Here is a 13,096-nt window from a genome sequence, read left to right on the forward strand (position 1 = left end):
GTAATTTTGAGCATAAATTACCTCCCTGCCCTGCGACACAAAAAACCCGCCTCTAAGGGCGGGTTATCATGGTTAACGATCAAAGGATATTTTGGGCTGTTGTGATGGTTTGGCTTGGTCTTGCGTATGCTTTTCCCGTTGCGGGGTTGATGCCTGGAAAGGTTTAGGCGTAAACGCATCGTTATACGCTTTACCATCCCCGCCTAAAAGGAAGTCTTTAGGCAGCTTAGAAGCCACGATAACCATTTCTTTAGCTTTCGCCTGTTCACTACTGCTGCCGTTCTTAGCGAACGCCTCAAGCACATTTTCACGCGCTTCTTTAGCCGTTGCGATTTTATCCTTAAGATAGTCCAGCACTTCGGCCTTATGCTCTCTGGCTGTCTCTGAGTTACCTGATTTCACGTACTGATCATGGCGTATCAATTCCTTAGAAAGTTCCATTTCAGCTTTACGAATATCGCGGTCAACCTGAGCAGTTGGCGAGTTGTGAGCATCGCTGAAATAGCTCATGGTAGATATGCCTTTTTCCTCCAGTGCTTTTTTTATACTGGATACAACCGCCATTTCTTTTTCATACTGCTCGATGTTGCCGCCCTGCTCCGGTTTGTGGATCTCTTTCATTGGTTGTCCATTGACTATTACGCGATAGGCGGTTGAGTCATTTTCCATCGCTTCAAACTCAACACGAATATCCTTATTGACGCTACGCCCATTTTCGTTAATGGTTACAGCCGGAATACTAACCTCTCCTTCTGCATAACCTTGTTCAAGCTGCTGCGGTGTGAACTGGCTAAGTTCCTCATTAGCAAGCAATGGCATTCTGATAACGTCAGGATCGGTCTGGGCGATTTCAGAGGCCGTTTGAATGTAAATATCCATAGGAAGGTCATTAACAAGAATTTTAGTCCTGTTGCTTTCCTGGTCATACATGGTTGTTACATGAAGCTCAAGACCAGTAGCCGAACGCGACAATTCAGGTTTAGTTGCGATCTGCTCGATAAGCTCACCAACACTCTTATCGGGGGATGTTTTGGCATTCTCCGCAAGCTCTTTGAAAGAGATATTTCTTTCTGAAAGCGTAACAGCAAGCTCTCTTACGCTATCTCTTGAAAGCTCATTGTAAGGTAGATCCCTTGCCTTAAAGCCGGTTAACGTAAGCTCTGACTGCGCCTCTCGTTCCTGCTGCGGCTTGCTGGACGTTGCGCCGCTGCTGTTGGCCTGTTCCTGAGTTGCGCCGCTACGTTCTGCTCGCTCCTGGGCGAACTGCTGTTTGAGTTCTTCAAAGCGCTCCTGATATTTTTTAGGTCTGAACTCAACCTCAAGCCCGCGCTCGGCTGCTATTTCGATAGCCTTTTCCTTGAAGCCTGGCATACCTGTAAGCTGAATTTTCCCTTTGTACTTTTCTGCGGCAAGTTCAAGACCTAACGCAATTTTATCTTTATCGCTAATCAGCGTCGGGAACTCTATCTTATCCCCCTTATCTATAAACGCAGTGCCTAACAATGAAGTTTTATATTTAACATCACCATTATCCTGTTTAGATGGTGTTAAATCATTTAATGCGAGGCGTTTTTTCTGCCGCTCATTAAATTCTTCATTTTGATTAATCTCGTTATAATGACGCTTAAGATTAATGCCATATTCAGGTTCAAACGGGCTGAAAGCATTTTTTTCAGCAGCACCACCAATCACGTCTGATAAACGTCCCATATTGTTACCCCCTTCTCTATTCTGAATGTAATTTGAGATTAAAAACTCGGTTTCTACTTTTTCGAAACGAGATAGTAGATTCCTTTGAACATACTGATACTGCCTAACCTCCTTATCATGCCTTAATTTGTTAAAAACGGCGACTGAAAGAGCCGCTTTTCTCTCTGCATAAGTCATTTTCCTACTGAATATTTCAGCACGTTCCTTGAAGTATGATTGTTTGGTTTCATAACGCATAACCTTACAATTATAGTTTAGTTCCTTTCTTAACTCTTTAATTTTTCCGAAATATTCAGGACGATAATTCTGATTAAATTCTTGCCATGCTTCTTTAGGAAGTTTTATCTTGGCCTTAGCCATTTCATTGTTAAGTTGCTCGTCATACGACTGACGAAGATAAGATTTTGCCTCATTCCATGTGAATTTCATTTCTTTAGTAAGAAAATCTGAAACATTCAGATTTAATTTACCTGCGCTAATCCTGTCCGAACCATCTTTAGCTTTTTTAACGGTGTACTGATTTGTATCAATACCGTGAGTGTTTGACAGGCGATTAAGCAAGTGCTGACCAGAAAGTAACTGGCGAATATTTTTGAACTCCGCCAGTTCGCTTTCAGTAGCAACGGTTTTCTTTTCAATATGCGCTGTAGCTATTGAACCTGTTACGCTTTCTACTCTACGGGGATCTCGTGCGCTCCATCGCAATCCGTTATGTTCATATTCTTGCTGCCGCCCGTCTGCCACACTATTGATCTGAACTTCTCGCAAAAGCACGCTGCTTTGTTTGGCTTGGCTGCTGTTATACTCCCGCTCTCGTCCTGAGTGTTCATATCCGTCGAGGTCAGAAACCAGTTCGCGTGGTAGCACTTCTGGCAAGCCAAAGGTAGTGTTGGCAATATGCTTATGTCCACGGTTTTGATTACCTGGCTCTTTATTGCTTTTTTCTCTATTGGCTCGTCGTCCAGAACTTTCAGTATGCTCATACAAACCCCTTTCTCTATTTAATATAATTTCACGCTTTTCTTCGGCACTGGCGGCACGGTAAGAATGTTGGACTTTCTTTGATGCTTTATTGATATATTTAATTTCTTTACTGACACGGTTTTGCCATTCATCAACCAGTTTATCTACCTGTTTCAATGAAAGCTTAGGTTTCTCTAACCGTCGTTCTTCAATATACTGCCGCTGAAAGAGCGGAGATTTTAAGTTAATATAATTTGATTCTGCACTGGTCTTGATAGCCAAATACTCATTAGACGTTCCTTTATTGCGAATCCTTACTTCGCTATATTTATTTTGCAACTCATTAATGAACGCATCATAGCTCCTGATCTCTTTGTCATTAATAATTGCAAAAACCTCTTTTTTAATGTCAGTTCTGAATCCTTTAAAGGTATCGGCTTTTACCCTAGATAAAATCTGTGCCTGATTATCATCAGTCACACGCACAAAATCTTTTGGACTTTCAAGGTTAAATTTCTGGTTCAATTTTTCCTGAATGGCATCATGATACCGTTCATGATGTTTATAAAGTCCAACCGGATCTAACGCGCCGCCAGTAAGAAGGTTTTGTTTAGGAATAACAATATGTACGTGTGGCTTACGTTCTTTTTCCTCGCCTGTAGTCCTGTCTGTAATGCTCTTGATTTTAGGTAAGTGAGCTTCGGCGTAAAAGTTCACTTCATCATCTTTATACGCTGCAAGGAACATTGATTTATACTCTTTCACAACTTGCTCAAGAGTTTCTACAGGCACTTCGTTTTCACGAAAGCTAATAGTGATATGTAAATATCTGTCCTGGTTCTTATCAGGAATGGCGTTGATAATATTTTCTGTAAGTGCCAAATTCCCCTCAAGACAAACTCTCATATCCAGTTCGTCACGATTAAAGGCACGGCCTTGTTTCTGCCCTTCACGCAGATATTCAGCTATTCCAGCATTACCACCTCTAACCCTTACGATTGCCATTTTCAAGCCCCATTTCTAATAACTTTTCAATACCTTGTAAAACTTTAATACCTGATAACATAGCTTCTTCACTGATTATTTTAGCCGCAAAAGCGGAATTAATTTTTTTAGCTATCTGGTTAATATTATTGCTGGCTTTGTTATAATAAAAAATGAGTTTACTGTAATCAGGGTTTTTTACTTTCTTTTGCGGGGCGTTAATAACAACGCCGCCGCCATTTGTTTTTGTTTTGATAATGGCGCGAAGAAGTTCAGAGCGGCTTAGGTTCGCATCTTTACACATTGCATCATACATAGCAGCTTCAGATTCAGGAACTCTGAGGCTCAATACTACGGTGCTTTTGTTTTTTTTGGTTTCGTTCTTTTGCATGACTCGTAGAGGCTCCTGTTCTGGCGCTGTTAGCCTTGTTCGTAGAACTAGGCGGCATCAGGGGATTCAAAGGGGATTTCCCCCTTTGGCACGGCGATTATATACTAGGTGAAACCTAGTGTATACATCGCTAACGTGCCTCGGTGTTTCCCTTGACCTTTTCAGGTAAACAATAGACGGACACCAGAAAAACATCAAGCAAACACTATACAAACAATCAGCAAACAGAAAAGCAGTGGTGGTGAACTGATAGCAAACAACCTGCAAACACAAGGCAAACACAAAGCAAACAAAAAAGGCTTGCGTATAGTTTATGATTGTGTATATTAGGTACTGGTTAGCTCAAGGGTGAAAACATGACAACAAGTAAAGGTTTATTAACATTTAAATCATTCAGCGATACGCCCTTTGCTAGAAGTAACAGCGTTATCATAAGTCAGTTGATAGATGAAATTGATGAGCTGATACATAAAGGATGTTCGCGTGAATTGATTTATAAAAGTCTGACATCTGAACCCTATAATCTGGTAGTTACATACCAATCTTTCGTTACTCTGCTATCCAGAGCCAGGGCGAAGAAAAGAAAAAACCCGCTTAGCAGTGATGGGGGTGAATATCAGAATCCACGTCCAGTAGTTACTACTCCGCAAAATTCAGGTGGGGCAGAACTACCTAAAGGCGTAAAACTTTTCAAAAAGATGAATAGTGATGCTCCGAAGTTTGAGCAGAATCCAAATCCTAGTTTAGATGAATTATTGAAGGGGAAATAACAATGGCTAAAGAAGTTGCAAAAGAAACTAATGCTGATGCTAAACTGCATCCAGTAGCGGCATTTATCACAAACAGCATTAACGTTGTCATGACGGGTAAAGGTGGTGTCGGTAAATCTTATGTTGCTCAAACTCTGAGCCAGTATTTCCTTCATTATAAGCGCATCGCTACAAGCACAAGTGATTCAGATCCGGTTAATGCTTCTACTTTCCGAATCAAAGCGCTCAATCCTGAGTTTATCAAAATCATGGAAAATAATACTATTCTCCAGTCTAATTTTGATCAGGTTATTGAAAGCTTCGTGGCAAATGAAGATATTACCTTTGTTCTCGATACGGGAGCTTCAACTTACGTTCCTTTGATGCAATATTTCTATGATAACGATCTGGTTGATTTCTTCTCGTCGCTGGGTCGTCCTGTATTCCTTCATACAATCATTATGGCAGGTCAGGAACTGCCTGATACGCTTAATGGCTTTAAATCCCTTTGTGAAATGGTTAAGGGTACAAATGTTAAAGTTGTCGCCTGGATTAATGAGTTAAAAGGAACTCCGATTGTAGATGTAAAAGGGGTTAGCACTCCATTAATTGAAACGCCGTTCTTTGAAAATTTTGCTGATAGCCTCGGTGGGGTTGTCGTTATAGAAGATCGCAAGAGCGATGCTTTTACCGCAGACCTTAAGGCGCTTACATCTAAAAATCTGACGCTTGAAGAAGCAAAACAAAGCAGTGAGTTTAATATTATGCAAAAAACGCGCCTCAACAAAGTATATAAGGCCGTTTATGATCAGTTAGATGAAATCTATACAGCTTAATTTTTAAATAAGCCTGATTATATCAGGCTTTATTTATAGGGGGCGTTATGAGTGAAGATGGAAAAAGATTAACAAGTGTTGAGATTCCTGATGGACTTCTCAAACAATCAAATCGCACTGAAAAAGATCAGGAGTTGATAACTAAGCTCAAACATATGTATATCGAAAAAGGGATAAAAATTACTGACGATGATCCCCTTATCGCTATATTACTCGGTCAGGATGTTTTGCTAAGCATCTATGACACGCAGTTATCAGAACGTATTAACAATCGTTTTAACACTCTTGAAACGGCTTTAAACTCGTTTCCTGTTCGTGTAAGCGATCAGCTTAATGAACGTGCGGAAAACTTTCTTAACCTGGTCGATAAAGTAGATAATCAAGTTGAGCAACATCTTAAAAGCGAACTTAAAGGTTTTCAGGAAAATGTGCGTGATTATGCTCAATCAACTGAAAACCGCTTAAAATCAATTAAAGTCGATGGAAGCGCCAGTAAAAGTGAAAGTATCAGTTACGCCAAAGTTTTTGGTGTAAGCTTCATCGCCTCTGCGTTCGCTGTGGCGGTCGTACTGGCGGCCTTTTACTATGGATTCCTTGTTAGGTAAAATGTTTCCTTTACAGGCTTAAGAGGTACTTCATGAGCAAACTTACTGATAATTTAGACCTAGCTGATTTTGGGAATACTCCGCAGCGTGGCGCTAAAACGCTGCAAGCAGCTACTGAGATCGGAGATAAGAACGAGTTAACTGTAAAAGAAATGGATATTCTTATTGAAGCCGACTATTACAAAAAAAATGGGGAATTTAAAACATCTAGTGAAATTATCAAAATCAGACTAGATGAAATATTTTCTGTAATGGGATTCGTAGCTGAATATTCTTCGCGCTGGAAATCAATTATGGAAGATGAAACCGCAAAACAGGATTTTATTAAAACTTACAGAAAGGGTGTTGTAGGGTTAATACAAAGAGAGTGGTTTGGGAAGAAGTAATTTATATTAGATATAATGCCCCTTACGGGGCTTTTTATTTAGAAGAAAATAATGAATGAAATTCATCCTGAATCATTAGCGGTTTTCCTGGGCGTTTATTTTTAAAATAGCGCCCTCTTGGTAAACGCTCGCCAGCTTTAAGTTTATAAATCCACTCTTTAAATGCTGCGTTCGTTTTGATGCGACTTCCATCAAGACGAACCAGTTTACCATCATCCCCTAATTTCAGGCCAAAATCACTTAGGCTTTGTGTAACATCAACTGTTTTAGAAGCAAAATACTCTTTCATATTATTTACTACCTGTAGCTTTAAAAATAGAGATTGTATTGTACAATACAATTTTAGTAACGCTTAGTTATTAATAGCCGCACAAAGTACAAAACACCGATAGTGATCCCCCTGGGTATAGCTATCTGCGTCACTATTTCTCTGATACTCAAATTCAAAGAAAGCTTTGGTAACGGTTGGCCTGTAAAAACTTCGTGCAGTGTCGGCAAAATGCCAGCCGCAACGCCTAACTGAGCCAGTATGATAACGAATACCAGCATATTTAATGATATGTGCTTTAGCGGCCTAGCAGCGATTCTAAGCAATTTTCCATTATTCGCAGTGTTAACCCTAAGCTTTTTGTTTACGCCCCTTATTGCATACTCTGAGGCCGCAGAAAGGCGTTCGTATCCTGCCAGTATTTGATTTAGGTCTGCGTAGGTAAAATTTCCTGTTTCTCTGGTACGCATGATTACATCTTGAGCAATCGGGTGATCGGCATCAATAATAAGGCTGAGATCGCGGCTATCCAGGTGCATCCGGCTTAACCGTGATTTGCTGTATCTCTTTACGGCGGCTGCGCCAACGGTAAAAAGCCCTAAGTAAGTAAGTAACGGATAAGTTACGTAGTCACTTTTTACAAACCAAAAGATAGCCCCAGGCATCAACACCGCCATGATACCAACAAGAACGAGAGCGCCGGTGATTGTGTTCTTCCTGTTCTGAACGTCAATCATGCCTCTGAACCTTTTAAGATAATCATTGTTATTCATACCCGCCTCCAGACGAAAGAGGGGGCTTAAGCCCCCTTTATCCTTACTTACCTTTAATTTCCGCTTCTATCTCTTTTTGCAGGGCAATGATTGCCTCGTACTGATCTTTGGTGAGATTAAGCTGATAACCACTATCAGTTTCAACGGCCTCGAACCCAAAAATGAGATTCACAAGGCTGTCAGAGATTGATTTTGTGATGCTTTTCTTTGACTTGGTAGCCCCTTTATCAGTGCCACCTTTTGGTAAATCTGTACCTGATTCACCACCACTGCTAGCCGCTGGAGCAGCATTCGTAACGTCCTGAACGTTGTTATCGGGTGAATTTTGGTCGTTTTCCTTTGGTAAAACTGTACCTGATTCACCATTATCATCATTTGGTAAATCTGTACCTGATACATTTTCTGGCGCATCGGGTTTCTTGCGGCGCGTTTCTTCATAAAGGGTTTGTGCTGCCGTGAAAGACAACTCACCACTTTGTACTTTAGCAAGCAGATCCGAAGGCCATTTTCTTACTGCTGTGAGGTACTTATAAACATGCGGTACAGATTTACCAGCACGTTCCGCGATCTCCTGAACGGACAGCCCTTTATCGGTGTTATAGCGTTCGTACAGCACGGCCATTTCAATCGGGGTATGGTTACGCGCGGAGTTAGAGGTAAGCTGATCATCATCTTCAACAACATCAACATACTCAATATCCACACCAAAAAGCTCTTTAGCCAGGGCGATAGCACGGTAACGGTGTTCACCGTTATTTACCCAAATTTTTCCGTCCTCCACGATTACTGAGAGAGCTGGTACTTTGATGTTGTGCGCATAGCTGTAAGCAAGCCCCTTGATGTAATCCTTAACTTCCTCGCTGTTCCAGTATTCATCCTGTGAAAGATAAATGCCGCGCACGTTATGACCAGGCTTAATGTTAAGTTCGGAATAAAGCACTTTGTAACTATCTGCGCGCTTGATAACGCCTTTTTCAGCAACGCTGCGTAATTTGCTCAAGCTATCAATATTGGTAGTAGCCATTTTCAACCCCTTCATTAAGTAACCGTGTGATTGTCTAACTGCTTTCTATACATACTATTATAGTGCCATATGGCACTTTTGCAACTACTATTTATATTAAATATAAAAAAACCTGCCGAAGCAGGTCAGGGGGCGGGTTAGCTGAAACATTCAGCTATCTGCGGTTTCATGTCCTGAGCCACGAACGCCAGAACTGAGCGAAGATGTTTTTCATCACGGATAAAGGCGGGGATTTCCTCACGGGTTGCATCACTGAGCCAGATGTTGCCTTTATAAGAAAAAGATCCATCGTCATTAGCAAACAGGCTAAACATTGGTTCGCTGCTGTCATCATCAACGCATACCCAAATAAATGGTTGTTTATTTTCATCGCAAAAATCAGAGTCTAAAATTAACTGGCGAGCTTTAGCGTAATTCTGAGTTGTTTTAGTAACGATATTCATAAAATCACCTTTGCTATTCATGTTTACCTGAGAACAAAGTAATTATAGTGCCATATGGCACTTTTAGCAATGGTATTTTATATTAAATATAAAAAATCCCTGCCTAGCAGGGATATAAATTACTTAATGTTGTTTTTAATACTTCTTTGCACATCCTCTGCTGTTAGATTATCTTTCCTTGCTGCTACCTCTACTGTTTCTTTTAATTGCGCTGGCGTTAATGGCTTATTGCTGTAAGAAAAAATACGATTCAAATACTGCTCTAAGTGATTCATTAGTTTATCCTCGCTCCAGTTAACTAACTAAATATAGTATAGTGCCAAATGGCACTAATGGCAAGATAATTATAGTAAATATAAAGTTTGTTTTTATATGCTGATATATTAAATGCGATGGGGGAGGGGAGGGGGAGAAAAATCTAAAAGCAACTCCTTCACTGCTAAGCCTGTTTTGACTTTAAAAAAACCCGCCATGTCTGACGGGTTTATAAATAATTTAGGATCAATGATCAAAGCTGAATTCTTTTTTGAAGTTCTCTTTTTTATCAGCGGCCTTATCTTTTTCCTTCATACCCTGAACTTCATAGATTGCATCACAATCTTTTGCTTCGCTGGAACCTGTTTTACAAAGCGCTAAGCCTTTATGATAAGCACCTGCATTTTCAGCTTTCATATAGAAATCAATTTTTTCTTGTTTATCATCACAACCAGAAAGCATAAACGCAGATACCAGCAGAGCAACTAAAGTAACCTTATTCATAATACCCCCTAAAAATTTTCTTATCGTCCCGCCAGTGACGCTATATGTTATGTGGCTAACTGTCAATCAGAGCGCCGCCACTATCGCCCTGATCTAGCTACTTTCGCGGGATAATAGCCCCTATATGCCGTGGCTGTACTTCCTCACCTCTCGCTATGGCTGTTCGAACATGGTTTAAGTCTCGCGCCCGTTCTATATCATCAAGAGAATTATAAATTGCAGACGAGTAAAGTTTTACATCATCCATTACGAACGCCATTAAAGGTTTTTCTTTTTCAAGTGATGGATGGGTGATTATCGTCATACCCTCAAGAGTTTTCACTTGTTTCTCTAAATCGTTCGTAACTTTTTTATAATAGTCGATAATCTCATTGGTACTCATGCTGTTGAATCTGTCCATTTTGGGATCATGAGCATACAGAGATTCATTTTCTAAATGTTGGCAAAGGTAATTACATAAACCATCAACCTTTGATAGAGCTTTGGTATTTGACGTGACAGTATCTAATACCTTTACTTGATCTTCTTCTGAATACCAATCTAAGGCGCGGTCAAATAATGCCGCGCCTGTATCTCTAACATCCTGAACAACTTTAACAACTTTTGCTAACTGAATCTTTATATCAAAATGATTATAAGTGTAGGCTTCTTTATCTGCATCATACGTTGAATCAGCCATACCCCCCCCTTACATTTTTTCCCGCAAAGACACGTTAAGGAACTTAGCTAAATTTTATATCATTTTGTCATTTAATACAGCCAACCAGTTTTATCCTGGTTGGCTGCTTTAATCAGCCAGCTTTCACACCGCCACGCAATTTACCCATACCTGCTTGTGCTAGTTTGCCAACGCCTTTACCTAAAGACCTTCCAGCCATACCCCCAACACCTGACGCAGTATTAAACATCATGCCCCCTGCGGCGTTAGTAGCGCCAGTAATCCCACTGATACCATTACCGCCAGTGATGGTACTCACGAACGACGGTATCTGACCGATGATAAAAACGCCCATTAAAAACGCGATCAGGGCATAAAGAGCACCGCCTAAACCTATTTCAGCGCCTACAGGGAATTGGTTGCTCATAAATTCAATAAGAATATGAATAGTCAGCGTTACAAAAACATTAAGCAGGATATAGTTAAATGCTTGGCCTATCCATTGTTTTGTGAAAGTAACAGTTTGTTCATACATAGCCATCATTAAATAAAGTGGCCCGACAATAAGAAGTAGACCTACCATAAATTTAGCAATAAGCATTGTTGCGGCGGCATAGATAACAAATGCTGTACCCCCTGCGTAAAAAAGAATTAATGCCATAGTTGCAGCTAGGATTGTTGAAATATCAGAATCCCATAAACTTAATTCATTTGTTGCTTCAAGAATACGCTTACCGTTCGCGTTAATTTGTTGAATGACGGTTTCAAGCGCTGAAAAAGTACCCGTTGAGCCGATTAGCCTGGATGCTATTTCATCACCTGCGTCCATCACGAACGGAACAACCTTACCTATATACCATGCACTACCGACAAGGCCAGACATGATAACGACTAACTTTAAGCCGTTGATAAGCATATCCTGAATCGCATTAGGATCACCCTTATAATGAACTAACCCCCACTTCCAGACAAAATAAAGGCCAAAAGCAGCCCCCATTATTGGAAGGAAGATTTCATTAATATCACCGATATACGAGCTTAGATTACTTGATATAAATTGCGTTAACTCCTTATACATATCAGTGAGCATATTAACAGGCAATTCAAAATCAGCGGCTGCGTTGGCAACGCTGGGTATCAGCAATCCTAAAGGAAAAATATATTTAATATAATTTTTAAATTCCATACTACCCCCTTCACAACATTTATTTATCTGTAATTTTTAGATTTGGATGCGTTCCTGCGATAAGCAGAAGCATTTCAAATTCCATAGGCTTAAGTAGCCTTGTATTTTTACTTCCCTGTTTTTGGATTTCTTTTTTTCTCCATGCGCTACCGTCTGAAAGGCCAAAGAGATTAGCGATTTCATCCGTTGAAAGGCCGGTACTCTCACGTGCAGCCTTTACCTCAGCCGCCGTAGGATAGGTTTGTAAAAGCTTCGACTTTTCAATCATGTGTGTTAAAAGACTCCTGCAACTAAGTTAAGTTTCTGAAAAAACGTATAATTTTGATTCCACTCTGACCGGGAATCGATCTATACTTTTGATCGCCATAATACCCCCTTCGTATTTGGCATTTATCTAGCCGTCTGGGGAAATTGCCAGGCGGCTTTTTTTTATACCTTCCCTGACACTCTAAACGGCCTCCTGTAACGCTCTGTATCGCGTTATCGGCACCGCGCTAACCCAATCCCCTGCCTAACCATCAAAAACAGCGTAGCGGCTTATCCATGAGCTTTGATAGCCTCGGCAGCTTTATGATCATGTACTGGCAGAACTGGTTTTAAATCATAGTGCCATATGGCACGAAAAGCAATCAGTAAGGCTACGTTGAATGTATCGTTGGATGTGATTAAAAAGAAAACAGATTATGTGAATATCAACGAACGCGATTAGCGATCGTTGTATTATTTCCATATTTCAAATATTTCTTTTTTCAAGATCAAACACTCGATCTATGTAAGATCTTTCTTCTTCCTTTCCTTTTACGCTATTAAAAATCAGGCTGGTCAATAACTTACATTGTTAATCAGGTACATCTTTACCAACCACGCGGTACGTTTTAACCAACCACGCGGTACATTTTAACCAACATAGCGGTACATCTTTACCAATCTGAAAGAATCTAATCAGGTACAGTTTTACCAAAAGCGCGGTACAGATTTTACGTTATCGCGGTACATCTTTACCAATGATGCGGTACAGATTTTCTGTGGATAAGTGCATTCGTAACGCTTTGTTTTATATCCTGTTGATAACTTTTCAGGATGCTAAAAAATAGGCCAAAATTTTTGACGTATTCAGGCGCGTGAGATTCACGCTGCCGCAGCTGGCCAGCTCATCGACGTTCTACTAATTTTCATTAAAAACAGTTACTTAGCATTACCGCTCCGTGATAAATCACATTCAGTAATTTTGAAGGCTTTATGGTTGCTTTGTAAAATGGCGGGTTGAGATCTGGCAAACACAATAAGGTACAGCATTTGTAATTTGTACCTGATTGTGTTTTACTCTCAAAATCTTTAGGCCAGTAGGGAGGGGGTGAAGC

Annotated in this window: 15 protein-coding genes; 4 read left to right on the forward strand and 11 right to left on the reverse strand. The window is 40.4% G+C overall.

The features are described from left to right. Nucleotides 1-72 precede the first annotated feature (72 nt). Together K6958_RS20985 and K6958_RS20990 are read right to left on the reverse strand one after the other, a co-directional pair. The gene (locus K6958_RS20985; RefSeq protein ID WP_001018984.1) at nucleotides 73-3,678 is read right to left on the reverse strand and encodes an LPD7 domain-containing protein; all 3,606 of its coding nucleotides are present in this window, start codon (nucleotides 3,676-3,678) and stop codon (nucleotides 73-75) included. Continuing rightward, complete coding sequence (locus K6958_RS20990) at nucleotides 3,659-4,048, reverse strand: ribbon-helix-helix domain-containing protein (protein ID WP_032347976.1); 390 nt, start codon at nucleotides 4,046-4,048, stop codon at nucleotides 3,659-3,661. Before K6958_RS20990 ends, K6958_RS20985 begins: the two co-directional genes overlap by 20 nt. A gap of 356 nt (nucleotides 4,049-4,404) precedes the next feature. Between K6958_RS20990 and K6958_RS20995 the strand changes: the two genes are divergently transcribed. From K6958_RS20995 to K6958_RS21010, 4 genes are read left to right on the forward strand one after another with little or no spacing between them, the layout of a single operon-like run. Next, nucleotides 4,405-4,818 carry a hypothetical protein gene (locus tag K6958_RS20995; protein WP_000213542.1) on the forward strand — a complete coding sequence of 138 codons (414 nt, stop codon included), beginning with the start codon at nucleotides 4,405-4,407 and terminating at the stop codon, nucleotides 4,816-4,818. Between the two features lie 2 nt (nucleotides 4,819-4,820). Then, complete coding sequence (locus K6958_RS21000; protein WP_001051253.1) at nucleotides 4,821-5,633, forward strand: P-loop NTPase family protein; 813 nt, start codon at nucleotides 4,821-4,823, stop codon at nucleotides 5,631-5,633. 47 nt (nucleotides 5,634-5,680) lie between these two features. Continuing rightward, a complete protein-coding gene (locus K6958_RS21005; protein WP_006882065.1) occupies nucleotides 5,681-6,238 on the forward strand; it encodes a hypothetical protein in 558 nt (185 codons plus the stop codon). 32 nt (nucleotides 6,239-6,270) lie between these two features. After that, nucleotides 6,271-6,624 carry a hypothetical protein gene (locus tag K6958_RS21010; protein ID WP_000041077.1) on the forward strand — a complete coding sequence of 118 codons (354 nt, stop codon included), beginning with the start codon at nucleotides 6,271-6,273 and terminating at the stop codon, nucleotides 6,622-6,624. A gap of 34 nt (nucleotides 6,625-6,658) precedes the next feature. Here K6958_RS21010 and K6958_RS21015 read toward each other — a convergent pair whose 3' ends face one another. The 9 genes from K6958_RS21015 to K6958_RS21055 all read right to left on the reverse strand — a co-directional run bounded on the left by K6958_RS21015 (nucleotide 6,659) and on the right by K6958_RS21055 (nucleotide 12,003). Continuing rightward, nucleotides 6,659-6,913, reverse strand: coding sequence for a hypothetical protein (locus K6958_RS21015; RefSeq protein WP_000666097.1), 255 nt, complete (start codon nucleotides 6,911-6,913; stop codon nucleotides 6,659-6,661). Nucleotides 6,914-6,966: 53 nt separating this feature from the next. Beyond that, entirely contained in the window at nucleotides 6,967-7,665 is a 699-nt protein-coding gene (locus tag K6958_RS21020; RefSeq protein ID WP_249894832.1) for a hypothetical protein, read from the reverse strand. Between the two features lie 43 nt (nucleotides 7,666-7,708). After that, nucleotides 7,709-8,689, reverse strand: coding sequence for a ParB/RepB/Spo0J family partition protein (locus tag K6958_RS21025; protein WP_000246370.1), 981 nt, complete (start codon nucleotides 8,687-8,689; stop codon nucleotides 7,709-7,711). 137 nt (nucleotides 8,690-8,826) lie between these two features. Beyond that, the gene (locus tag K6958_RS21030; protein ID WP_225396203.1) at nucleotides 8,827-9,132 is read right to left on the reverse strand and encodes a hypothetical protein; all 306 of its coding nucleotides are present in this window, start codon (nucleotides 9,130-9,132) and stop codon (nucleotides 8,827-8,829) included. 119 nt (nucleotides 9,133-9,251) lie between these two features. Continuing rightward, nucleotides 9,252-9,407: a hypothetical protein gene (locus K6958_RS21035; RefSeq protein ID WP_001015890.1), complete on the reverse strand. Its 156-nt coding sequence runs from the start codon at nucleotides 9,405-9,407 to the stop codon at nucleotides 9,252-9,254. Between the two features lie 226 nt (nucleotides 9,408-9,633). Beyond that, on the reverse strand, nucleotides 9,634-9,891 hold the full coding sequence (locus tag K6958_RS21040) for a DUF1190 domain-containing protein (protein WP_001045458.1): 258 nt from the start codon (nucleotides 9,889-9,891) through the stop codon (nucleotides 9,634-9,636). A gap of 97 nt (nucleotides 9,892-9,988) precedes the next feature. After that, complete coding sequence (locus tag K6958_RS21045) at nucleotides 9,989-10,570, reverse strand: hypothetical protein (protein WP_000785684.1); 582 nt, start codon at nucleotides 10,568-10,570, stop codon at nucleotides 9,989-9,991. A 112-nt stretch (nucleotides 10,571-10,682) separates the two neighbouring features. Next, nucleotides 10,683-11,735: a TrbL/VirB6 family protein gene (locus tag K6958_RS21050; RefSeq protein ID WP_000394663.1), complete on the reverse strand. Its 1,053-nt coding sequence runs from the start codon at nucleotides 11,733-11,735 to the stop codon at nucleotides 10,683-10,685. Nucleotides 11,736-11,754: 19 nt separating this feature from the next. Beyond that, nucleotides 11,755-12,003, reverse strand: coding sequence for a hypothetical protein (locus K6958_RS21055; protein ID WP_000570802.1), 249 nt, complete (start codon nucleotides 12,001-12,003; stop codon nucleotides 11,755-11,757). Nucleotides 12,004-13,096: the final 1,093 nt, after the last annotated feature.

It is taken from the genome of Mixta hanseatica, from assembly GCF_023517775.1.
GTDB lineage: Bacteria > Pseudomonadota > Gammaproteobacteria > Enterobacterales > Enterobacteriaceae > Mixta > Mixta hanseatica.